Source organism: Mucilaginibacter sp., from assembly GCF_039207105.1.
In the GTDB taxonomy this organism is placed as follows: domain Bacteria; phylum Bacteroidota; class Bacteroidia; order Sphingobacteriales; family Sphingobacteriaceae; genus Mucilaginibacter.
This window is the reverse complement of sequence record NZ_JBCECK010000078.1, coordinates 1-24,307: the sequence shown is the minus strand read 5'-3', so window position 1 is coordinate 24,307 and position 24,307 is coordinate 1. Positions and strand designations below refer to the sequence as shown.

Sequence of the window (24,307 nt, the reverse complement as noted above, 5' to 3'; positions counted from 1 at the left end):
AATCAGCTTATACCCGTTTATTTATAAACTTAGGTTCTGTTGATGAATTTAACCGTGGCGATCTGTTAGGTTACATTTGCAACACTACCAAAATAAGCGGCCGTACTGTAGGTAAAATTGACGTTAAGGGTGTTTATTCATTCTTCGAAGTTCCTCACGAGGATGTAGAAAAGGTGATGAGCGCTTATAAAGAGATCGAATACAAAGGTCGCCCTGTGCGGATAGAGATATCCGGCGAAGGCACCAGCGAACGTCGTGAAGGTGGTGGTTACCGTGGTGGTAATCGCAGAGAAGGCGGTTACCGTGGTGGCGACAGGCGCGAAGGCGGATACCGTGGCGAAGATCGCAGAGAAGGCGGTTACCGTGGTGGCGACAGACGCGAAAGCGGCAATAGCGGTGGTGGTTTCCGTGATTTTTCAGGCAAACGCCGCGAAGATCGTCAGGATCCTGAACGTCGCAGAAGATTCTAATAAATAGAGTCAAGAGATAAGAATCAAGAGTCAAGACAGAAGGCCATAGCGTAATAACAATGGTTCAATCATCTTGATTCTTGATTCTAAAAGTCTTGACTCTTCAATAAGATAGTTTTCATGAAGCTTCCCTGGTAAAGAAGCATTAGTTTTAGTTTAGTTTTGTTAACAAAGCCTTCAACTGCCGCCAGCAGCCTGAAGGCTTTTGTTTTTAACGGGAAAACTCAACCAGGTCAGAGTCGGGATAAAATAACGTAAGCTTATGATCATTCAGTTCTTTGATCACAAAGCGGGTATAAGGCCTGCTCCCCTCGTACGATGTAAAAATGGTATCCTTGGTTACAAAATAATCTTCGGTTACTGGCTTTCCATCATCCATAGTGAAACCCTTGTCGGTTATTTCCAGCTTAGTATCGCCATTTTTTGATATCCAGTTGCCTACCAGCTTTTTATTTACCTCATGTACAGGTTCCGAGCTGCATGACCATACCAGCAGTACCAATCCAATTACCGGGATCATTAAAGCATTTTTTTTCATATCGCGTTTTTTATACCCTAAGCCGGTCTTGTTCAGGTTTATTGAGCCGGCTTATCTTTCAGGTTTGCTTTTTTAACGTAAACCCTATGGCCTTTTTTGTTCACATAAAAATAATGAGAATTCTTGTCAATATAAATAGTTTGTCCATCAGGGCCTACTTTACCTGCATATTTTTTGTCAGCTACTCCGGCAGCGCCTTTAGCAGCTATTTCTGACGTTTTATGACCAACTTTTTTTGCGGTATTACCGATTTTGTGACCCAGGGTAGAGTCTTTATGAGTTTGGGCAAAGGCCGGCGATATCATGAATGATCCGGCAGCAAAAAGAGCTACTTTGAATAACTTTTTCATATGGTTGTAATTGAGTTTATGTTTAATAAATCAACTCAATTTTTCGGCCAAATTCTTCATCTCCAACACAGGTGCGCTTTTCTGATATAAAATGGCATAAACGGCATCGCAAATAGGCATACTTACACTGTACTGTTTATTCACCTGATGTAGGCAATTTACTGCATAATACCCTTCGGCAATCATGTTCATTTCCAACTGGGCTGATGTTACAGTATATCCCTTGCCTATCATATTACCAAATGTACGGTTACGGCTAAACTGCGAGTAAGCGGTAACCAGCAAATCACCCAGGTATGCAGACTCTTTAATATCCCTGTCAATAGGATGTACAGCGGCTACAAATCTTTCCAGTTCACGAATGGCGTTTGATATCAATACCGCCTGAAAGTTATCGCCGTAACCAACGCCGTGACAAATGCCGCTGGCAATAGCATACACGTTTTTTAAAACCGCGCCGTATTCAGTTCCATAAATATCATCAGATACGATAGTTTTAATGTAACGGGTGTTGATCATACCGGCAAACCTCACAGCCAGTTCCGTATCACGCGAAGCGATGGTAAGGTATGATAGTTTTTCGAGAGCCACTTCCTCGGCATGGCAGGGTCCGCTGATCACCATAAAATCATCAAACGAAACACCCATTTTGCGGTTTAAAAACTCACCTACAATCAGATTTTCATCGGGCACTATACCTTTTATAGCCGAAACTATCTTTTTCCCTTCCAAATCAGCAGGAGTTATCCCAGCCAGGGCTTCCTTTAAAAATGCTGCCGGTACGTTAAGTAGTATGATCTCGGCTTGTTGTATGATCTCTTTTAAATTATTCGATATGTTTTGCTTTGGCAATTTTATTTCAACCGAACTTAAATAGTGCGGGTTATGCCCAAACTTGTGCAGATGTTCAACCGCCTGCACGTTACGCATCCACCAAAAAATTTCCTTTTCTGTAGTATTATCGGCCAGCATTTTAATATTGGCCGTAGCCCAGCTCCCTCCGCCAATAACTGCTATCTTGTTTTTTTGTGTATGCATGGTAAATAGTACTGCCAGGTTTTAATTGACAAAGCAAATTAATGAAATATTATGCATAAAGGGCAAACGTTAATAAATAGGAAAATCGCTTTTGCCTTTAATGGTGATTAGGAGGCACCAACGGAGCCATCACTTACTTGGTTTAGACTATAAACACGCGACTCCGCTGGAGTCCGGTGATGAAAAACATAGAAGCTTCAGAGGAGCAACCTGTTTATGTTTTTAAGCATAAACACATGACTTTGTTGAAGTCAGGAAATAAAGGAACATCATAACTCCGGAGGAGCAACCTGTTTATAGGTTTAGACTATAAACACGCGACTCCGCTGGAGTTCGGTGATGAAAAACGTAGAAGCTTCAGAGAAGCAACCTGTTTATGTTTTTTAAGCATAAACACATGACTTTGTTGGAGTCAGGAAATAAAGGAACATCATAACTCCGGAGGAGCAACCTGTTTATAGGAATATATCGGGATTTTAACGGCTCCGTAGGTGCCTCCTGTTTTAAACGATTTCTTCGTGCATAAAGGTTTATACCCATCCTGAACAAAAAGCACAATACAGCAAATGCAAGGATAAACTAAATTAGTTAAGTTTGTTATATAGCATATCAATCACAGCGCTTATGGATCCATTGGCCCGGAAAACATTTAATGCAGGTTTTACTGATACCAAATATCGGCAATTTTTAAACCGGTTAAACGGCAACCTGCAAAACCCCATACCTTTCCGTGTGGCCGAAACACCCATTTTCCTGACTAAAGATTTTACCAGCAAACTGGTAGATGCCGGCAACAGCATAATAAATACCATTTTACAGCCCGACTTTAAAGATTTAACCGAGCGCGCTATACCCGATAAATGGCGTGTAGCCCAAGAGAATGATCACCCCCATTTTATAGCCCTCGATTTTGGTATATGTAAAGATGCCAACGGACAGATAGTTCCTAAACTGATCGAATTACAGGGTTTCCCCTCGCTGTACGGTTTTCAGGTAAATCTGGGAGATACCTACCGAAAAATCTTTGATATCCAAAATGATAAAACCATTTATTTTAATGAGCTCGATAAAAAGGCATATCTCAAATTGCTGAAAAAAACTATCCTGGGACCTTATAAACCAGATGAAGTGGTGTTGATGGATGTAAACGTCCCGGAACAAAAAACAGCGGTTGATTTTGATATTACCAGCCGGTACCTGGGTATCCCGGTGGTATCCCTGAGCGACCTGGAACAGCAGGGTGATCAGCTTTTTTATGATGCTAATGGCGAAAAGAAACGCATTAAACGCATTTATAACCGGCTTATATTTGATGAGATAGACGGCGATCCCAATATTTTTGACCACATCGTTGATATTCGCCAGGCACTTGATGTAGAGTGGATAACCCACCCTAACTGGTTTTACCGCATCAGCAAGTTTACCATGCCCTATTTAACAGGCGATTATATCCCCCGCACACAATTTTTGCATGAATTAAGCCAAATTCCGCCCGATCTGGAAAACTATGTGCTTAAACCGTTGTTCTCCTTTGCGGGCCAGGGCGTGATCATTGATGTTAAGGAAAGTGATATTTTTCATATCCCCGATCCGGAGAACTGGATATTGCAGCAAAAGGTAAATTATGAGCCTGTTATACAATCGCCGGATGGTGGGGTTAAAGCCGAGATACGCCTGCTTTACCTGTGGCCCGATGGTGATGAGCGGCCCACGCTGGCTATAAATTTGGCCAGGCTAAGCCGTGGAAAAATGATAGGCGTACGGTATAATAAAGATTTTGATTGGGTTGGCGGAACAATTGCCTTTATGCCCTGTTAAACCTTATACTAATTGGTACGTCTATACGTATATGTTAAAAATGTAGTATTTTTGTGACATGAACATTCAAGCCATTATTGTAGTTATACTTTTTGCTGGGGCGATTTTTTACATCGGTAGAATGGTGTATAAAAGCCTGACAGCCAAAAAGGGATGCGGTGGTAATTGTAAGTGCGGTGTTGATTTTTCGGGCATTGAGCCAGGAAAAGTGCATAAATAACAGCGGTTACCATTCATTAAATCTTCATCTAAAACCAATACTTTTAATTAAAAGGTAAAATTCATTAATGTCTTCAAACAAGCAAGTTTTTCAGGCGGAGTCCCCGGGTAGATGGAATAAATTTAAGTGGCTCAGCCGCATACTTCTTGCAGTGCTTATTATCGGTATAGTGTCAGTAATAGTCACTATCAAGTCAACTTATTATCCTGACCTTCCTAACCTGAATCCGGCTCCCAAAAAGATGTCAAAAGAGGAGCTTGATCAGTTAAAAAGGTCAACCAAGTTTAAATCGTTCAAAATACAAAAGTCTGAACTGGAAGAAATTGAACGCAAAAGAAAGCAGCACCAGATTAAGCACCCCAATAATAAAGACCGTATAAACGCCGCGTTTTACCTTGCCTGGGACCCGCAAGCTTATAATTCCCTCATCAACAACATTGCTCACCTGGATATGGTAGTGAGCGAAGGCTTTTCCATAGCCCCGGGTACCGATACCGTGGTTACCAAAATTGATACCGGCTTGCTGCACATCAACAAAAAGTTTAATAAACCGGTGCTCATTATGCTGTCAAACTACGTTAACTACAATAACGTAAGTGGCGGATACGACACCAAAGATGTGATGCGCATTGTAAAAAGCAAAAAGCTGCGCACGGGCTTTATCAACAGCATTGTTAACTCGCTTAACAAATATAAACTAAAAGGCGTTAACGTTGATTTCAATGAAATAAAAGACCGCAACGATAAAGATTATATCAGCTTTTTGCAGGAGTTGTATAAATCCCTGCATGCCAAAAATTTCCTGGTTACGCATAACGTAGTGCCTGAAGATGAGGCTTATGATATTGTAAAACTACAGCGCTACAACGACTTTCTGTTTGTAATGGCCATTGATGAGCACTATGATGCTACCAATGCCGGTGACCTGAGTAACCAACACTGGGTTGAGCAAATATTGGATGAAGTATGCAGCAAAGTACCTAGCGAAAAAGTTATTTTAACTTTTGCTGCCGGTGGTTACGATTGGCCTGAAAAAAGTGTGGGCAGATCAATAGGTTATCAACAAGCTATTAGTACCGCCCAGGAAAAGCAAAGCAAGATCATTTTTGACCCTGTATCTGCCAATTTACATTTCAATTACATCCATCAGGATGGCTTGCCTCACACCGTTTATTTTACAGACGCGGCCACCAACTTCAACGTGATCCGTATGGCAGATGACTGGGCTACCGGTGGTGTAGCCATGTGGCGCCTCGGTTCGGAAGATCCGCGTTTATGGACATTTTTCCAGAAAAACCTATCTATCGATTCGTTGAAAAAAACAGGTGTCGATATTAAAAGGTTAACAACCGTTGGTGCCAATAACCGGGCCAATGTTGATTATGATGGAGAAGGCGAAGTACTTGACCTTATTACTACCCCTACCACCGGCCAGATTGATGTAAAACTGGATACTTCTACGTTTACCATTACCAACCAACAGTATATTAAGCTGCCTACCAAATACGTGATACGCCGTTATGGTTACGCTCCTAAAAAGGTAGTTTTAACCTTTGATGATGGGCCCGATCCGGACTATACGCCAAAAATTCTGGATATTCTTAAAAAGGAAAATGTACCCGCGGCGTTTTTTGTGGTAGGTTCAATGGCCGAAAAAAATATGCAACTGGTACGCCGCGAGTTTGAGGCAGGTTACGAGATAGGTAACCACACCTTCTTTCACCCGGATATATCAACTATCAGTTTGGATAGGGTTGTCCTCGAGCTTAACTCTACCCGTAAACTTATTGAGTCTATTACCGGACGTAGTACTATATTATTCCGCCCGCCGTTTAATGCCGACGCGGAACCAACAACTTTGGCAGAGGTTATCCCGGTAGCCGAAAGCCGCAGGCAAAGCTATATCACCATTGGCGAATCCATTGATCCCTGGGACTGGCAACCCGGCGTAACGGCCGATAGCATCATAGCGCGCACTATCAGGCAAAAAGATAATGGGTCAATGATATTGCTGCACGACGCCGGCGGCGATACCCGCGAAGAAACTGTAAAAGCGCTGCCAGAAATTATCCGCTATTTTAAAGCAAACGGTTACCAGTTTACCACCATTGCCGATGTATTGGGTAAAACCAAGGAAGACCTGATGCCTCCTATCCCGAATGATCCACATACCGGCATACTTGGCCCAATGTATGATGCTGCCGTACATGGTTATTACTACATAAACTGGGTATTGATATACATATTTTTATCGGCTATTTTCCTGGCCATTGGTCGTATTGTACTGATTGCGGTACTTGCTATCAGGCAACATGGTGAAAATAAAAAAATGGTTAAAGCCCGTGGCGATAATTTCCCGCTGCCGCCGGTAAGCATTATTGTTCCGGCTTACAATGAGGAGGTAAATGCTGTTGCAACCATTCAGAGTTTGTTAAAAACCGAATACACATCTTTCGAGATCATTTTTGTTGATGACGGGTCAAAGGATAAAACATTTGATGTGGTTACCGCGGCTTATGAAAATAACCCGCTGGTAAAAATATTAACCAAACCAAATGGCGGCAAGGCATCGGCATTAAACTTTGGTATAACACATGCCCAAAGTGATTATGTGGTTTGTATTGATGCCGATACCCAGCTAAAAACGGATGCCATTTATCATTTAATGACCTACTTTACCGACGAGGAAATTGGCGCTGTGGCAGGTACCGTAAAGGTGGGTAACGAAACCAACATCATCACCCGCTGGCAGTCTATCGAGTACATTACAGCACAAAACATGGACCGCCGCGCGTTCGATCTGATCAACAGCATCACCGTAGTTCCGGGTGCAATTGGTGCCTTCCGGAAATCGGCCATATTTAAAGCAGGTGGTTTCACCTATGATACCCTTGCTGAAGACTGCGATTTAACCATGCGCATATTAAAGCAAGGCTACATTGTTAAAAACTGTGCAGAAGCCGTGGCTTATACTGAGGCACCCGAGACTATTAATATGTTGCTCAAACAACGCTTCCGCTGGAGCTTTGGCGTTATACAAAGCTTCTGGAAAAACCGCGACGCGCTGTTTAATAAAAAGTATAAGTTTTTCGGCATGGTGGGTATGCCGAATATCCTCATATTCCAGATCATATTGCCGCTATTTTCGCCGCTGGCCGATCTGATGATGATATTTGCCTTATTTGGCGCCAAGCCCGAAAAAATGCTTTTCTACTATGTAGCCTTTGTACTGATCGACTTTATCGTGGGCATCATAGCCTTCAAAATGGAAAAAGAGGATTACAGAAAGCTTGTTTACATTATACCGCAACGCTTTATGTGGCGCCAGCTGATGTATTACGTACTGTTTAAATCTATACGTAAGGCCCTCAAAGGCGAACTAAGCGGTTGGGGCGTACTCAAACGCACGGGCAACGTTAAGGTTGAACCTGAGAAGGAAAACCAGGTGTAAATCAGATGCTATTATAGAAAAGCCAGGATGATTGTCCTGGCTTTTTTGTTAGTTATTGTACATTCTAAAATTAGATGTCATTTCGACAAGGAACGAGGAGAAATCTTGTACATCACGCAAACACTTCAGGCACAATACATAACTTTTATATCGCTACCTCAACCGTATGGAACGGTATGCATCCTATACAAGATTTCTCACTATCGTTCGAAATGACAAAAGGAAGAATTCTTGACCTTCATTCCTTTTCAATCAAACACACAGCATAAGCCACAACACCTTCTTCGCGGCCAATGAAGCCCAACTTTTCGTTGGTGGTGGCTTTGATAGAAATATCTTCTTCACTGATAGAAGCAGCTTCGGCTATATAAGTTTTCATGGCCGGTATGTGCGGATTGATCTTTGGTGCTTCAAGGCATACCATAGCATCGATATTGCCAATAGTAAAACCTTTCTCTTTGATAAGTACTACAACGTGCTGCAGCAATACCAAGCTACTGATACCTTTCCACCGGTTATCGGTGTTGGAAAAATGGAACCCTATATCGCGCAGGTTAGCGGCGCCCAACAGCGCATCGCAAATGGCATGAAGTAATACGTCGGCATCCGAATGGCCGTACGCGCCTGCATGGTGCTCTAACTTTACTCCGCCTAAAACAAATGGATGCTGCTCTTTTAACTGGTGTACATCAAACCCAAAACCTACCTTTATTTTACCCATTATATTATCGTCGTCCTACGTTTGTGATGCCGCCAAAATTAGCCGATAGCGTGAACCGGAGCGTATTGGCCAGCGGACTGTTTTGCTGGCTGGCTGCCAGATATGAAAAATCAAAATTGAAAATATTGTACCGCATGCCCAAACCCAGGGTAAGGTAATGCCTGTCGCCTTTGGATGGGTTTTCATAAAAATAACCTGCCCTCACCGCAAACTGATGATTGTACCAGTACTCAAGTCCCGGCGAAAAGTTGATCTCTTTAATTTCTTCGCTGAAGCCACCCGGTGCATCACCAAATGACTGAAATATACCTCCCGGTACTGATACATCGTCATTTTTACCTTTTAAAATATTACCGTTAGCATCACGCAGCGGTGGAGTTGGCACCAGCAGTTTATTCACATCAAAAGTAGCGGTCAACTCGTTGGTTTCATCAAGCAGCCAAGTGTTGGCTACCCCCACCTTTAGGTTGGCCGGTAAAAAATATTTAGGGCCTACATCGCTATAGCTGATCTTAGTACCAATGTTTGATATATGCGCGCCAAAGGCAAACAGATTATTATCGCCGTAAGGCTTTTTGTAATACAAAGACACATCTGCAGCAACCGCGTTGCCCGGCCTGGCCACCTGGCCCGAGCCTTCAGTAAATGATATGCTGGATATGTTTGAACGTATGTAACGAGCGGTTAAACCCAAGGAAAGGTTTTCGCCAAATTTGCGTGCAAAAGAAACGTCGATGGAAAGCTCATTCGGTGTATAAGTACCCAGGTTATTTGACTGATCATCGGTTAACTGCACCGAACCATAGTTAAAATAACGCAGGGATGCGCCCAATGTATTACGGTCATCCAGTTTATGTGCATAGCTCAGGTACGACAGGCTGATATCAGGCACCAAATGCCTCAACCAGGGGCTGTATGACAGGGAAAGTGCATCGTTACTTTCTAAAAAAGCCAGTTTTGAGGGGTTCCAGAAGTTAGCATTAACATCGGGGGAAATAGCTACGCCTGCATCGCCCATAGCGCCTGAGCGCGAATCAGGAGAGATATTTAAAAATGGCACCTGCACCGGTATTGCCCTGGCATTACTGCCATCGGTTGATACACCTGTAGTTTGCGCCATGCCTGCCAGGGGCAGTAAAAGCAGCACACAATAAGCAATACAGCGAGAGGTAAAAAAGTTCATTGGGTGCAATTTAGCTTTTTAATTTTATTTGATATACAGGTGCACGCTTAATTTTATACAGGATCTGCAAACACTTCATTTAATAATTGCCCGGCCAAATCACCAACCTACGCAACTAATTTCAATAAATTTTCGTTCAAATGCCTGATATAAGTTTGATTTATTTGCATTAGAGGGTAGGACTCATTAGCATTATATCCATTTTTTTTTAAATTTACCTCTTAATATAACTGTAAAAATATGAAAATACTTTTTACTAAAACTGCTTTAGTGCTGTTGGCTTTAGGTGCCCTGGTAAGCAGCTGCAGTAAGCAACAACAGTCGCAAAAAACCGGCATCACTTATAATGATAAGAATAATGGCGGTTATGTGCGCTTCAGGCAAACCCACCCTGCACCGGGCCCGGGTCTTGTACCTATTGAAGGCGGTACCTTTGTAATGGGTGGCAGTGCCGATCAGGATGTTACTTATGATTATAATAACGTGCGCCGCCGTGTAACCGTGCCATCATTTTATATGGATGAAACCGAGGTATCAAACCAGGACTGGTTGGATTACCTGCATTGGACGGCTATCACTTTTCCGCAGGATCGTGAGTTATATTATGACGCTCTTCCAGATACACTGGTGTGGCGTAAACCACTTTCATACAATGAGCCTTATGTAGATAATTATCTGCGCCACCCTGCATTCCAGGATTATCCTGTTGTGGGCGTAACCTGGGATCAGGCTCAGGAGTATTGCCAATGGCGTACCGACCGCACTAACGAGAACATCCTGCGCGAAACCGGCAGAATGGTATCCTGGAAAGATTTAAACGGCGGTGGTAAAAAAGGTGCTGCTGCACCAACTGCAGATGCCTCACAACCATTTAATACCGATATTTACCTGAACGGCCAAATGAAAGGCCCAGGCGTTGATGGTAAAAAAATGATGCCCGACCTTAGCCCTAATGCCCAGGCAACCGGTACCGGCAAAAACGCTAAACCTGTAAGACCAGTGCGTATGGAAGATGGTATACTGAAACAAGGTTACCGCCTGCCATCAGAAGCAGAATGGGAATATGCCGCGTTAGCACTTGCCGGAAATACCGAGTTTGAAAACATAAACGATGGTAAAATGTACCCTTGGAATGGCCTTGGGGTGCGCTCTGCAAAAAGCAAAACCCGTGGTTTGATCATGGCTAACTTTAAACGCGGCAACGGTGATAACGCCGGTGTGGGCGGTTATCTGAATGATAAGGCCGATATTACAGCCCCTGTAAGATCATACGCGCCAAATGACTTTGGTTTATATAACATGGCTGGCAACGTTAACGAATGGACTGCCGATACCTATCGCCAAACTTCATTTGAGGAGTTTGATGACTTTAATCCTTTCCGTGGTAACGAGTATAATAACAAGCGCATGTCTGACGCATCAAAAGGGTTGTATGCTAAAGATAAATATGGCCGTCCTATTAAAGACCCGGCTAAGGCAAACAGGAAATTAAAATACAGCGAGCTTTTAGCCCTGCAAGGCCAAAGAGCAGATTCGGCCACTGCTGCAGCAGCCACTCCTGGCAATGCCAATGCTTTGCCTAACAACAATAATGCTTTGCTTGCAACTAAAAATTCAGGAAAAGCCTTTAATCCCGACTTGAGAGGCGAAAAAGATACGGTTAACATGGCGCTTTATGGCCAAACTACACTGGTTAACAACCGCTCTAAAGTTTACAAAGGCGGCTCATGGAACGATATGGCTTTCTGGCTAAACCCTGCAACCCGCCGCTTTATGGATCAGGATGAGGCCAGTGCCGAAATTGGTTTCCGCTGCGCGATGACCATGGTTGGCGCTCCTGAAATTTATCCGGTAGGCAAGCCACACTACGGCGTTAAAAAACCGAAAGCTTACAAATCAAAATAAAAAGCATTCTTTACTTTATCACAAAGGCCGTTCTTTACTGAACGGCCTTTGTTGTTTGATGCGATTATCATACGATTTCTTCACAACTATTATTTTGTCATCCTGAGCAATAGCGAATGATCTGTTAGCGAACTATGCAATCGCAAAATAGATGCTTCACTACGTTCAGCATGACAAAACTTTATATGCAATATATATCGATTCAAGCGAATGACGCTTGCCATTGTTGGTGTTGCCGCCGCCAGCAACTTCTTACTTAAAATTTTGTCATTGCGAGCGATAGCGTGGCAATCGCAGACTTTAAAGAGAAAACCTGCATTGTTCGCGATTGCTTAGTTCCTTACAGCTATGACATCAAGAACAACTCATAGATAGCAACTCTTGCAATTGTTGGTGTTGTCATCGACGAGGTACGAGGAGAAATCTTATACGGCATATCAAGCGGGGATACATTACGCAGAAGATTTCTAACTATCGTTCAAAATGACAGCGATGTGCTTTAAAAATAAGCAAGCCCGGTACCATACACTGATACCGAGCTTATATTTTAAAGAAGCTTTGAATTAATAACCTTCGTTTTGTTTCAGGTTCTTGTTAGCATTCATTTCCAGGTATGGTATTGGGAATATCAGCCTGGGCGAGTTATAAGGTAAACTTGCCGCGTTTAGCTTTAGGCGTTTCACATCATGTAAAAAGAAACCCTCAAAGGCCAGCTCGTGTGTCCGTTCCTTTTGTATGGCGGCAGGTGCATTGGCTACGCTGAATGAAGATGCCAAACTCAAATTAGCAAGGCCAGCACGTTTTCTGATCACATTTATGTCCTGAAGGGCTCCGTTACGGTCGCCCAGGTTAAGCCTGCTTTCGGCACGTATTAAGTATAACTCGGCAAGGCGTATCACATGCACGTTACCATAAATGTTATCAAATTTGTGGCATCTGATATTTCCGTCAGAATCGGCCACGTAAATATCGGCACGGCTGTCTCCGGCTTCAAATCCGCTCACAAAATTATCACGTATCACGATCTCACCACGGCCACCATCGCCAGATGTAGCATAAAAAGTATTTAAATAATTAACACCCTGCTGATTGGTTATTTGTATGGCAAAAATATCTTCGGATGTATTATCAACATGTGCACCAGTTCCGTTTGGATAGGGGAACTCATCGGCATAGTTAGCATTCAGGTTATAGGCACCCGAACCAATTACTTTTGTAGCTTCGGCGGCGGCATTAGTAAAATCACCTTTTTGCAGGTACAACCTGGCCAAAATTGCCGATGCTGAATAGCTGTTAGCGAAGAAGGTAATACCTTTTCCCAGTTTGGTCTCCGCGTCGGTAAGGTCGGCAATGGCTTGCTGGTATACTTGCGCTACGGTAGCGCGGCTTACATAAGAAGCCTCGGTAACTGTAGTTGTTGGCGTTAAAACAATAGGTACACCTAAATTGGTAGCGGGGTCGCCATCATTCCATGATTTGCCAAAAAGCCTTACCAAATCAAAATAAACCATCCCTCGTAAAAATTTAGATTCCCCTTCAGTCCGGTTTTTATCAGCAGCGTTTACTTTATCCAGATTAGCTAAAACATTGTTGGTTTGATTAATGGTCTGGTAGGCATATAGCCAAACATTATCTACATTAAAATTATCTACCAGGAGCCGCTGCGTAGCCATTTGTGTTAAGCCTGCAAAAGTGCCGCGCCAATCAAGCGCGCTTTGCGATGCCATCAGGTCGGGATACAGAAATACACCGCCGCCGTACAGATCCTGTAAACCGGCGCGGTTATAAGCGCCTACAAGGGTTATCTGAACGTCGGTAGCAGTACGTATGGCCTGATCCTGCTCAACCTGCTGATGCGGTTTCAGATCAAGCTGTTTATTACAGGCGCTAAGCAGCAGCGCGGTAATTAAAGCAGTTATATATAATGTGTTGAATCTTTTCATGTCAGTAGTCTTAATAATTTATTATAATCCGATGTTAATACCAAAGGTTATAGTTCTGGGTTGCGGAGCCGAATAAAAATCGTTGCTCAGGTTAATATTGGCAGCAGTTGCACTGTGTACCACATCGGCAGCATTATTGCCAGTGCTTCCCTGAAAATCGGAATTAACTTCCGGATCCCAGCCTTTGTACCTGGTGATCAGGAATAAATTATAACCGTTTACAAAAACGCGGGCCCGGTCTATCTTCAATTTCGACAACCATTTTTTAGGCAGGGTATATCCTAAAACAGCGGTTTTTAAACGAACGTATGAACCACCGCTGATATATCTGCTTGAAGGATTTACACCGTTGCCATAAAAGGCACGCGGCTCTGGTACATCGGTAATATCGCCCGGTTTATCCCAGTAATTCATCTGGTCAATAGTTTGGTTATCATAACCGTTACCAGCAGCAGTACTCATGTATTGGCCGGCGCTGTTATATATTTTATAATCAAAAGCTCCCTGAAAGGTGAACGACAGATCAAAGCCTTTAAAGCTGAATGTATTGGTAAAGCCGGCATTGTATTTTGGTGTAGGATTGCCTAAAACAACGTTTTGAGCGGCGTTAAAATCAGCAGTTTTGGTACGGTCGAGCTTGCCGTTGGCATCTTTGGTGTTCAGATAATATAAGGCATCGCCGTTGGCCGGGTCAACGCCGGCATATTCGCGACCGAAGAATACACCTACCGGCTGCCCTTCTATTACCTTATTCAAATCATTGGTACCAATAATTTGACCGTTGGTATACGTAACTACGTTTTTATTGTAAGCCCCGTTGATGGTTGATGTCCATTTAAGTTTTCCAACCAAAATATCGGCAGATAACTGCAACTCATAGCCTTGATTATATAATTTGCCCAGGTTTTGAGTTTGCGTGGCGATACCCAGCGTTTGCGGAATATTTACATCAAGCAGCAAGTCGCGGGTATTTTTGCGGTAATAATCAAACTCTCCAGATAATCGGTTGCTGAAAAAGCCAAACTGAACACCTACATCGTACTGGGCAGTTTTTTCCCATTTTAAATTGGGATTTGCTATCTGGTAAAATCGCTGCCCGGCAGTTCCGTTATAGCTCGCGTCGCCAGAAAATAAGCCTAATGCGGAATAATCGCCAATATCGGCATTACCTGTTAAACCGTAACTGGCTTTCAACTTCAAATTACTTAGGTAGCTGACATCTTTAAAAGCATCTTCTTCAGATAATATCCAGCCGAGTGAGCCTGCCGGGAAAAAACCATAACGGCTGTTGGCACCAAACCTTGACGATGCATCTTCACGAGCGCTAAGTGATGCCAGGTATTTGCCTTTGTAGGCATAGTTGGCCCTTGCAAAGTATGATACAAAACTATACTCGCTGCGGGTTGATGTACCGCCCGATTTTACAGCTGCCGACGCGATCTGTTTATAAGCATCAGACGGGAACTGCTGACCCTGGATATCATTATTATTAAAATCATTATACTCATAGCTTGTACCGGCGGTAACATCCAGCGAATGATCTTTGCCGAATACATTTTTATATGTTAAAAAGTTGTTCACTGTATAATGTACCAGCATAACACTGGTATTTTCGCCAACACCGTTAGGTGTTGTATTATTACGGAAGGTTAACCTGCCTGCATAGCTATCTTCGTTCTGATTGGTTTGATCGATACCAAATTCTGTACGGAAGGTAAGATGAGGTACTATTTCCCAGTTACCATAAACATTTCCGATAGTCCGGTAAACGTTAGTATGGAAATAAGAATTATCCACATTTAACAGCGGGTTATAATAAAGCGGATAATTTTCGGCCTCACCTGGTAAACTACCGCTCAGTAAGCCTGTACGTGGGTCAATTAATGGTGTAATAGGTGATAGCGCCACGCCCTGCAATGGGCTGCCGAATGAATTATCATTATCAACCCTTTTATTCAAGGTGTGCACAAAGTTCATGTTCATGCCTACATCCAGGTTTTTAAACACCTTGGTATTGAGGTTTAAACGGCCCGACATTTTTTGAAACTCATTCCCTTTAATGATACCTGTTTGATCAAGATATTGCCCACCGATGTAGTAGGTGGTTTTATCGCCCCCGCCAGATATGTTAATATCGTATTGCGATTGCGGAGCACTTTGAAATGCCAGCTTTTCCCAATCGGTATTGGTTGATGCCCAATTGGTATTGCCAGCGGCCAACAAGGTAAATTCATCCTCTACTTGTGATTTGTTGTAGGCCTGCGCATCTGCCAGTGTAGGAAACTGCGGGTTTGGGTCGTCCGGGTCCTGATTCAGAAAGTCCTGTGTGGCGGCGCCTTGGGCTGCCCGCTCTTCGAGCTTTAACCATTGATCTGAGTTTAAAAATTGTTTGTGTCTTGAGGGTGTACTTTTACCCCACTGTGCCGAAAAATTGACTTTAGCGGTACCGGCCTTACCTTTTTTACTGGTTAGCAAAATAACACCATTTGATGCACGCGCACCGTAAATGGCCGATGCCGAAGCATCTTTCAGCACTTCATATGATTCAATATCATTAAAGTTGATATCGGCCAGCGGATTGCTGTTGGCTACACTACCTGATAGGTCGCCGGTGTTTAAAACAACGCCATCAAGCACTACCAACGGCTGCGTACCGGCAGATATAGATGCCGTACCCCGGATACTGATCTTGACCCCTTGGCCCAGCTTACCATTGCTTGACTGGATATTAACACCCGCGGCCCTGCCCTGTAAGGCCTGATCAAAGGAGGTTACGGGTAAGCCCTCCACCTCTTTTGAGCTAACTGATGCTATAGACCCGGTTATCGATTGCCTTTTTTGCGTACCATAACCTACTACCACAACCTCGGTCAGTTGTTTTGAATCCTGCTCCAGCTGTACATCATGCGTAGCTCCGCTTACTGTAACGGTTGATTCTTTATAGCCCAGAAATTTAAAGCTAAGCACCTGAGCACCTGCCGGTACAGAAAGGCTATAAGTACCGTTTATACCGGTTTGCGTACCTACACCCTGAAGCCCCTTCACGGTTACGTTTACCCCCGGCAAGGGTGATCCATCTTTTTGATCAGTCACTTTACCTGTTATAACGCGGTTTTGTGCCAAAGCAGATGTTAAACAGGAAAACAACAGCAAAAATATAAGTAGGTTTTTCTTCATAAGGGTAATTAAAATTATTAAAGTTGGTGAAAAACAATGAAAATGTCAGAAACGGAAGCGGCTATGTTAATTTAAGCCTTTTTTTTGCTCAAAAATGAGCTAAAATCACCTAAAAGTGTATTAGAATTTGATTTTTTTCAACTTTATCGCCAGATTTTATTCCAATTTTCTTGATAATCACATCGGCAGGCGATTTAATGATATTTTCCATTTTCATGGCTTCCAGTACTAGGAGGCTATCCCCCTTTTTTATTTCATCACCTTCGGCTACAAAAACTTTTAGTACCAGGCCTGGCATCGGCGCTTTAATATCGCTCACCCGGGTATTGTTCAGGTTGCTTAAACCCAGTTTATCAAGTAATAAATCAAATTGGTCTTTCGCCGAAATAGAATAGGTGTTATTATTCACCTTAATTTCGGCCGTTTTTTCGGCATTGTTAAAACTCACTACCTCTACCCGATATGATTGATTGTTTTCAATCACGTGGTATATACCATTACCAATGTGTGTAATATCAGCACCGGTTTTTATGTTATTGATCAGCAGATCGGTTCCTCCCCTGTTAACATCAACAAGTTGCGAATCATTTATTTTTAGCTGGTACATACAAATAGGGGGTTGGGTGTAGTGTTGGTATTGGATGCGTTAACTTTACTTTTGTTACTGGGTAAACACGTATTGAATTAAATTAGCACCCATTTTTAGCGCTTTTAAGCGCGCTTCCTGGGTATCGCCGGCATAAGTTCCGTAATCTTCCCATCCGTTGCCCAGATCACATTCATAGGTATAAAAACAAACCAGCCTGCCTTTATAAATCAGCCCGAAACCCTGCGCCCTTTTACCATCGTGCTCATGAATTTTGGGCAAACCATTAGGGAAGGCAAATTTTTGATGATAAATAGGATGGTTTAGCGGAAGCTCCACAAAATCAAGTTCAGGAAAAACCTTTTTCATTTGCGGGCGGATAAACTGATCAAGCCCATAATTATCGTCGATATGCAGAAAGCCGCCTCCTGTGAGGTACTTACGCAGGTTATGAGCTTCCTGATCGGTAAATATCACGTTACCGTGGCCCGTTAAAAATGTAAAAGGATAATTAAACAGCGACGAACTACCTGCTTCAACCACATCATCTTCGGCCTCAAAATTGGTTTTCAAATTCTCATTACAAAATTTAAGGAGGTTGGGTAAGGCAGTGCGGTCGCCATACCAATCGCCGCCGCCATTGTATTTGAGGCGGGCAATTTTATAGGCGGGTGCCTGAAAACCGGTCATGACCATCAAGGCCATAAAAGCAACTATAACACATGAAGTTGTTTTCATAGGCGGTTTAAAAAGTTCACTTCAAAACAGGCCTCCAACGCGGCTGTCTCAGTGCGCAGTCGGCTATCACCTAAAGTTATGGGTTTAAATCCGTTTTGCAAAGAACTTTCAATTTCGGCGGGTGTAAAATCGCCTTCGGGGCCTATTAATATCAGGTAGCGACCTTTCGGCACCAGTTCCTGTTTAAGGCCGAATTTTTGGCCAGGCTCACAATGGGCAATAAATTTTTGACCGTCAAACGGCTGTGTCAACAACTGGTTTAGTTTTACAGGCTCGTTTAAAACCGGGTGATATGCCTTTAATGATTGTTTTATGGCAGCGGTAATGATCTTGTTCAGTCTGTCAACCTTAGCCTCTTTACGCTCAGACCGGTGACTAATGATCAGTGATATCTCATCAATACCTATTTCAGTCGCTTTTTCTAAAAACCACTCCAGGCGTTCAATATTTTTTGTGGGAGCTACCGCCAGGTGTAAATAATGGTTACGCTTGTTGTAATCTGTAGTAACCGAAGTGATGTTCAATATCACGCGCTTAGGATGCGCATCCTGTATAACCGCGTTATAATACCCTCCGCGACCGTCAATGAGTTGTACAGCGCTACCAGCTTCCAGCCTTAGTACACGTATAGCATGTTTACTCTCTTCTTCATTAAGAAAATATTGCGGATGCGCAGGTTCAATATCGGGGGTGTAAAAAAGGTGCATGGTAATTAAAGTATCAAGTAGTTAGTATCAGGTATCAAGACTACTTTACTTGCTTATATAGTTAAAAAATCTTGATACCTGATACTAACTACTTGATACCAATATTTCAATACTAATGCAAATCTACCGTGTCTTCTTCGTTGATCAGCAATTCAAGCTTTACCGATTCAATATTCTGATCAGATTTTTTGAGTACGGTGATGTTATATCCGTTTGATTCTTTTTGCTCACCCACATCAGGTATTTTACCAAAAATATCACCCAGCCAACCAGATACGGTATCAAAGTCACCATCCTCGGGAAGGTCATGCGGTAAGTGCTCGTTTACGTCATATATAGGTGCCAGGGCATTTACAATGAACTCGCGGTCGTTCACTTTTTCAACAATAGGCTTTTCCTCATCGTACTCATCCTGAATTTCGCCTACCAGTTCTTCTACAATATCTTCCAGCGTAACCATGCCCGCAGTACCACCAAATTCATCCAACACAATAGCTATCTGAATGCGTTTCTGCTTCATCTCGGCCATCAGATCATTGATCTTTTTAGTTTCCGGGATAAAGTATGGCTTGCGGATAATATCCTTCAGTACAATCTCCTCGCTATGGGCCAGCAAAGGCAAAATATCCTTGGCATGAACTATTCCGATGATCTTGTCAATAACCTCGTCATAAACCGGCATGCGCGAATAACCTTCAGTTATCAGGATCTCCAGTAATTCATCTTTAGGTGTATCCACCTCAATGCCCGATATTTTGGTACGGGGCACCATGATGTTTTTCACCACACGCTCATTAAAATCAAATACGTTTTGGATCAGCTCATGCTCGTTGGAGTCAAGAGCGCCTGTTTCGCGACCTTGTTCAAGCAGGTACTGGAGTTCTTCAGAACTGTGGTGCGCCTCGCCACCCGGTATGGTTTGAATGCCCAGTAACTTTAATATAAAGTTGGCAAAGGTATTCAGCGTCCAGATAAAGGGGCGAAAGGTGACATAGAATACCCGCAGGGGTAATGAAACCGTCATCACGGTACGTATGGAACGTTGTATGGCCAGTGACTTTGGAGCCAGCTCGCCAAATACGATGTGAAATACGGTGATGAGCGTAAAAGCCGTGATATGGCTTATATTGATAATAATGTTTGAGGTGATGGTTAAGCCCAGGGCCGAAAACAGCCTGAGCATAATGGTGGTAACCACACCTTCGCCCACCACACCTAAACCAAGTGAGGCTATAGTAATACCTAATTGTGTTGCGGCCAGGTAACCATCTAAATTATACATGATTCCCCGGGCCACTTTTGCCATGCGGCTGCCCGTTTTGGCCTGCAACTCAATTTGCGACCCCCTTACCCGTACCATTGCAAATTCCGCGGCTACAAAAAAGCCATTGAGTGCTACCAGGCCAAGTGTGGCTAATATATAATAACCGTTTATTTCGAGATCGGGGTGGTCCATCAATTAGTTATTGGTACACAGGAAAAGTAGACTTATACAATTCCAAACTCTCTTGTATCACTTTATGGGCATAACGTACACCTAACAAATGTTCGATGGTTACGTTTTTACCTTCCAGCTTTTTGTAATCTTTAAAGAAACGAACAATTTCTGTCATCGCGTGCGGTGGCAGTTCATTCAGATCATTAATGTAGTTAACAGACATATCGTTTTTAGCTACCGCGATGATCTTATCATCCTGCTCGCCGTTATCAACCATGTGCATTACACCTACAACCTTTGCTTCGATGATAGACATCGGGAACACATCTACAGAACAAAGTACCAGGATATCCAAAGGGTCTTTATCATCGCAATAGGTTTGCGGAATAAAACCATAGTTGGCAGGATACATTACTGACGAAAACAAAACGCGGTCTAATATCAACAAACCGGATTCTTTATCAATTTCATACTTTGCTTTTGAGCCTTTTGGTATCTCGATGATAGCATTAACAATTTCAGGAATGTTTTCACCGGGAGATACCTGGTGCCAGGGGTGTTGCGTACTCATTTAGTATATGTTTTATATTATTTCTTTTCTTTTGATTCTAAAATCCTCTTACGTACAAAGGCCACTATAAGTGGTATTGATGTTGCCACTATAAGGCCCAAAACTATATATTGCAGGTAGTCTTGTAATTGCGGAAACCTTTTTCCTAAAAAAAAGCCGCTTAATGTAAAAGTACATACCCAAGTTACACTGCCTATAAAGTTATACAAAGTAAACCGCTTTATATCAACCTTTACTACACCTGCAAATATAGGAGCAAATGTTCTAACTATAGGGAAAAATCTACCCAAAATCAGTGCCATACCTCCGTACTTGTTATAAAACTCGCTGGCCAGGGTTACATATCTTTTTTTGAAAAACAGCGAATCGTTTTTATTAAACAGTACAGGCCCCGTTCGGAAACCAAACCAGTATCCGGCAAAATTGCCCAATACTCCTGCCCCTATCAATGAAAAAACTAATGTGGATATAGTTACATCAACCTTGCCTGCCGAACATAACAGGCCTGCCATAAACAGCAGATAATCTCCTGGTAAAAAAAAGCCGAAGAATAAACCGGTTTCAGCAAATACAACAATAAGCAAGAGATAAAAGCCTCCCCTGCTTATGATGGATTGAGCGTCCGTTAAATTTTGAAGGTATTCCCAAAAACTTTCCATTCACTATATCTGTAAAACTACAAATATTAAATCAATTTGCAGTATGTACTACGGATTAAATGAACCGGGCTATAAAATCTGGGTAGATACCAATAAGGATAGTTACCAAAGCCGAAATGCCGAAAACAATTTTGTAGTAGGCAGGCACAACCAGTTCAGTACGATCGGCCGAGCGGAAATACATGGCGATAATAACCCTGAAATAATAGAAAATGCTGATGATGGCATTTACTACGGCAATAATTACCATCCAAACGTGGTATTTGGCTAATGCTCCCGAAAACATGAAAAACTTACCCATAAAGCCTGCAGTAAGCGGTATACCGGCCAATGAAAGCATGGCTACAGTAAGTACAAATGCCAGGAATGGGTTATTTTTTGCTAGCCCGTTAAAGCTTTCAAAATTGTCGCTGCCGTTTTGCTGCTGCACCAATATCAGGCTGCCAAAGGCAATGATGGATGCAATAGAATAAGCGGTGGCGTATACAAATACCGAGTTGGCTGAACCTGAACCCAATGCTACGATAGCGAAAAGCAGGTAACCAGCGTGTGATATGCTGGAAAATGCCAGCATACGTTTAAAGCTTTGTTGATACAGGGCAGTTATATTGCCTATAAATAAGGTCATAATGGTCATAGCGATTAACACGGGAACCCAAAAATCAGACAGTGGTGCAAAACATGCTGAAAACAATCTCAGGAAAGCGGCAAAGCCCGCTGTTTTTACCACGGTTGACATGAAAGCGGTGATCAGGGTTGGTGAACCTTCGTACACATCCGGAGTCCAGAAGTGGAATGGAGCAGCTCCTACTTTAAAGCACAGGCCTACAATGATGAGTCCTATCCCGGTGTAAAACATAGGGTCGATATGTGGATGAGCAATAACCCAATCGCGGATGGCTTCTAAACCAAATGAACCGGTTGTACCATATAATAAGGTGATACCGAACAACAGGAAACCAGTTGAAAAAGCACCCATTAAAAAGTATTTCAGCGCGGCCTCATTTGATGCAAAGTCGTTTTTCTTGATACCTGCCAATATGTATACACTAACTGACATGATCTCGATACCGATAAACAACATTACAAGATTATAGAACGAAAGCATAACAATGATACCCGCCAATGAGAACAAAATGATGGCATAGTACTCGGCGGTATGCTTACTGATCTTTTCAAAATACCCGCCTGAGAGCATCAGGACAAGGATAGTGCTGATTATCGTGATGCCCGAAAACGCTATAGAAAAATTATCGAACAACATCATACCATGAAATATAGGCAAGGCAACATTATTCCATTGCGCAATGGCTGCTCCTAAGGCAACTAATAAGCCAACAATAGTAACCGGTAATAATGATTTTGTAGCCTTATACAAGCCCAGGTACAAAAGCACTATAGGTAAAACAGATATGATGATTAAAGTATTCATTTTCTTTAAAATTCTAAAGGCTAAATTCTAAATCCTAATTCTTTTAAATTCTAAATCCTATGTCTCAAATTCTAAAACTTGGCTTTAAACGCTAAGTTCTAAAACTAAATTTTAAAGGTTTGAAATTTATGATCCGGTTTAAAGTTTAGCGTTTACGATTTAGTTTGTGTTCTTTGTTTTTTCAAGTATTGCTCCAAAAATCCGCATTAGTTCAGTTGCTTCCTGAATCAAGACATCTCTTGAAGCTGCCAATTGTTCATTTATATCTATAAGCCTGAGCCATAACCGGCTTTCTTTGGCCTCTTTTCTACAAATCTTTACTCTATGCGAAAAATCATTTCGACTAAAACTTTCATTTGCCTCTATAAAATTTGCAGCTACCGAACCTGATGACCTAATAAGCTGTTTATAATATTCAACATTATGAATGTTCTTCTCTATTTGCTTTAAAAACCCTTTGCAGTTATTTGCAAAATCAAACGTCCTATCCTCCAAATCAAATTTCTTCCCTATGTTACTTTCCGATTCCATTTAGAATTGAAATTCCTTCGTTTAGAATTTAGTGTTTAGGTTTTAGAATTTTTCTTTATTAACTTTTAGAGTTTAGAATTTAGTCGTTAGAGTTTATCATCTCAATCCCTTAACATTATTTACCGTTTGCACCAGATTATTAACCGCCGCTTCTGATATGTGCATAATTGGGTGCGGATACACGCCCAGTGCGATGACCAATACGCAGATGATGCATAATGTTAATTTCTCTGAACCGCTAACATCCTTAAATGTAGCCGTTAGCTCATTAAGCTCTCCGTACATTACATTTTTGTACATACGCAACAGGTAAACCGCGCCAAAAATGATGGTTAAACCGGCTATTGCTGCCAGCGCGATGTTCATATAATGGTAAGCGCTGTACTGGAACACACCGGCAAGCAGCAAAAATTCGCCTATAAAACCGTTGGTTAATGGTAAACCTACCGTACCCAGCACTATAATTAAAAAAGCAATAGAAAACTTAGGGGCAACCTTGGCAATACCACCCATCTGGCTGATATCGCGGGTGTTTAATCTCTTGCTGATGATATCCCAGATCAGGAACATACCGATTACGTTAATACCGTGGTTAAGCATCTGTATCATGGCGCCCTGCACACCTACTACTGTCCAGGCAAATATACCAGCAGCTATCAGGCCCACGTGCGATATAGATGAATATGCTACTAAACGTTTACCGTCTTTTTGGTTAAAGGCTATCAATGCCGCGTATACTACACCTATTACAGCCAGTATCATCACCAAACTTTGCCATTGCATGAAACCAATTGGCGCGTTTGGAATTAACCAGCGGATAGCGCCATAGAT

The 24,307-nt window shown here is 42.4% G+C and carries 21 protein-coding genes; 5 read left to right on the top strand and 16 right to left on the bottom strand.

The features are described 5' to 3' along the window. On the top strand, window positions 1-470 hold a 470-nt coding region (locus AAGC65_RS15950; RefSeq protein ID WP_343113455.1), incomplete at its 5' end, for a DbpA RNA binding domain-containing protein. A 211-nt stretch (window positions 471-681) separates the two neighbouring features. Here AAGC65_RS15950 and AAGC65_RS15945 read toward each other — a convergent pair. Genes AAGC65_RS15945 through AAGC65_RS15935 form a run of 3 tightly spaced genes read right to left on the bottom strand, consistent with a single transcriptional unit; the run spans window position 682 to window position 2,396 of the window. Then, on the bottom strand, window positions 682-1,008 hold the full coding sequence (locus AAGC65_RS15945) for a hypothetical protein (RefSeq protein WP_343113454.1): 327 nt from the start codon (window positions 1,006-1,008) through the stop codon (window positions 682-684). A 38-nt stretch (window positions 1,009-1,046) separates the two neighbouring features. Continuing rightward, complete coding sequence (locus AAGC65_RS15940) at window positions 1,047-1,358, bottom strand: hypothetical protein (protein WP_343113453.1); 312 nt, start codon at window positions 1,356-1,358, stop codon at window positions 1,047-1,049. 30 nt (window positions 1,359-1,388) lie between these two features. Continuing rightward, window positions 1,389-2,396: an NAD(P)H-dependent glycerol-3-phosphate dehydrogenase gene (locus AAGC65_RS15935; RefSeq protein WP_343113452.1), complete on the bottom strand. Its 1,008-nt coding sequence runs from the start codon at window positions 2,394-2,396 to the stop codon at window positions 1,389-1,391. A 624-nt stretch (window positions 2,397-3,020) separates the two neighbouring features. On the opposite strand from AAGC65_RS15935, the gene AAGC65_RS15930 reads away from it, so the two are divergent. The 3 genes from AAGC65_RS15930 to AAGC65_RS15920 all read left to right on the top strand — a co-directional run bounded on the left by AAGC65_RS15930 (window position 3,021) and on the right by AAGC65_RS15920 (window position 7,885). Next, window positions 3,021-4,214, top strand: coding sequence for a hypothetical protein (locus AAGC65_RS15930; protein WP_343113451.1), 1,194 nt, complete (start codon window positions 3,021-3,023; stop codon window positions 4,212-4,214). A 58-nt stretch (window positions 4,215-4,272) separates the two neighbouring features. Beyond that, entirely contained in the window at window positions 4,273-4,434 is a 162-nt protein-coding gene (locus AAGC65_RS15925) for a FeoB-associated Cys-rich membrane protein (RefSeq protein ID WP_343113450.1), read from the top strand. A 169-nt stretch (window positions 4,435-4,603) separates the two neighbouring features. Then, window positions 4,604-7,885, top strand: a complete 3,282-nt coding sequence (locus tag AAGC65_RS15920) for a glycosyltransferase (RefSeq protein WP_343113449.1) — start codon at window positions 4,604-4,606, stop codon at window positions 7,883-7,885. A 238-nt stretch (window positions 7,886-8,123) separates the two neighbouring features. Here the strand turns inward: AAGC65_RS15920 and ispF are convergent, their stop codons facing one another. Then, complete coding sequence (gene ispF / locus AAGC65_RS15915; RefSeq protein WP_343113448.1) at window positions 8,124-8,606, bottom strand: 2-C-methyl-D-erythritol 2,4-cyclodiphosphate synthase; 483 nt, start codon at window positions 8,604-8,606, stop codon at window positions 8,124-8,126. Between the two features lie 4 nt (window positions 8,607-8,610). Continuing rightward, the gene (gene porV, locus AAGC65_RS15910; protein WP_343113447.1) at window positions 8,611-9,789 is read right to left on the bottom strand and encodes a type IX secretion system outer membrane channel protein PorV; all 1,179 of its coding nucleotides are present in this window, start codon (window positions 9,787-9,789) and stop codon (window positions 8,611-8,613) included. A gap of 240 nt (window positions 9,790-10,029) precedes the next feature. Between porV and AAGC65_RS15905 the strand changes: the two genes are divergently transcribed. Next, a complete protein-coding gene (locus AAGC65_RS15905; RefSeq protein ID WP_343113446.1) occupies window positions 10,030-11,694 on the top strand; it encodes an SUMF1/EgtB/PvdO family nonheme iron enzyme in 1,665 nt (554 codons plus the stop codon). A 563-nt stretch (window positions 11,695-12,257) separates the two neighbouring features. On the opposite strand, the gene AAGC65_RS15900 is transcribed toward AAGC65_RS15905, so the two are convergent. The 11 genes from AAGC65_RS15900 to AAGC65_RS15850 form a co-directional block, all read right to left on the bottom strand. After that, window positions 12,258-13,637: a RagB/SusD family nutrient uptake outer membrane protein gene (locus AAGC65_RS15900; RefSeq protein ID WP_343113445.1), complete on the bottom strand. Its 1,380-nt coding sequence runs from the start codon at window positions 13,635-13,637 to the stop codon at window positions 12,258-12,260. Between the two features lie 21 nt (window positions 13,638-13,658). Beyond that, a complete protein-coding gene (locus tag AAGC65_RS15895; RefSeq protein ID WP_343113444.1) occupies window positions 13,659-16,814 on the bottom strand; it encodes a TonB-dependent receptor in 3,156 nt (1,051 codons plus the stop codon). Window positions 16,815-16,923: 109 nt separating this feature from the next. Continuing rightward, window positions 16,924-17,421, bottom strand: coding sequence for an acetyl-CoA carboxylase biotin carboxyl carrier protein subunit (locus AAGC65_RS15890; protein WP_343113443.1), 498 nt, complete (start codon window positions 17,419-17,421; stop codon window positions 16,924-16,926). Between the two features lie 54 nt (window positions 17,422-17,475). Beyond that, the gene (locus AAGC65_RS15885; protein ID WP_343113456.1) at window positions 17,476-18,105 is read right to left on the bottom strand and encodes a DUF4159 domain-containing protein; all 630 of its coding nucleotides are present in this window, start codon (window positions 18,103-18,105) and stop codon (window positions 17,476-17,478) included. 29 nt (window positions 18,106-18,134) lie between these two features. Then, the gene (locus AAGC65_RS15880; RefSeq protein WP_343113442.1) at window positions 18,135-18,845 is read right to left on the bottom strand and encodes a 16S rRNA (uracil(1498)-N(3))-methyltransferase; all 711 of its coding nucleotides are present in this window, start codon (window positions 18,843-18,845) and stop codon (window positions 18,135-18,137) included. A gap of 112 nt (window positions 18,846-18,957) precedes the next feature. Then, window positions 18,958-20,301 carry a hemolysin family protein gene (locus AAGC65_RS15875; protein ID WP_343113441.1) on the bottom strand — a complete coding sequence of 448 codons (1,344 nt, stop codon included), beginning with the start codon at window positions 20,299-20,301 and terminating at the stop codon, window positions 18,958-18,960. 7 nt (window positions 20,302-20,308) lie between these two features. Next, the gene (locus tag AAGC65_RS15870; protein ID WP_290325659.1) at window positions 20,309-20,854 is read right to left on the bottom strand and encodes an inorganic diphosphatase; all 546 of its coding nucleotides are present in this window, start codon (window positions 20,852-20,854) and stop codon (window positions 20,309-20,311) included. A 17-nt stretch (window positions 20,855-20,871) separates the two neighbouring features. After that, the gene (locus AAGC65_RS15865) at window positions 20,872-21,513 is read right to left on the bottom strand and encodes a VTT domain-containing protein (protein ID WP_343113440.1); all 642 of its coding nucleotides are present in this window, start codon (window positions 21,511-21,513) and stop codon (window positions 20,872-20,874) included. Window positions 21,514-21,568: 55 nt separating this feature from the next. Continuing rightward, window positions 21,569-22,945, bottom strand: coding sequence for an NADH-quinone oxidoreductase subunit N (locus tag AAGC65_RS15860; protein WP_343113439.1), 1,377 nt, complete (start codon window positions 22,943-22,945; stop codon window positions 21,569-21,571). 159 nt (window positions 22,946-23,104) lie between these two features. Next, on the bottom strand, window positions 23,105-23,476 hold the full coding sequence (locus tag AAGC65_RS15855; RefSeq protein WP_343113438.1) for a four helix bundle protein: 372 nt from the start codon (window positions 23,474-23,476) through the stop codon (window positions 23,105-23,107). A 96-nt stretch (window positions 23,477-23,572) separates the two neighbouring features. Beyond that, window positions 23,573-24,307, bottom strand: a 735-nt coding sequence (locus tag AAGC65_RS15850) for a proton-conducting transporter membrane subunit (RefSeq protein WP_343113437.1), incomplete at its 5' end; no start/stop codon positions are given.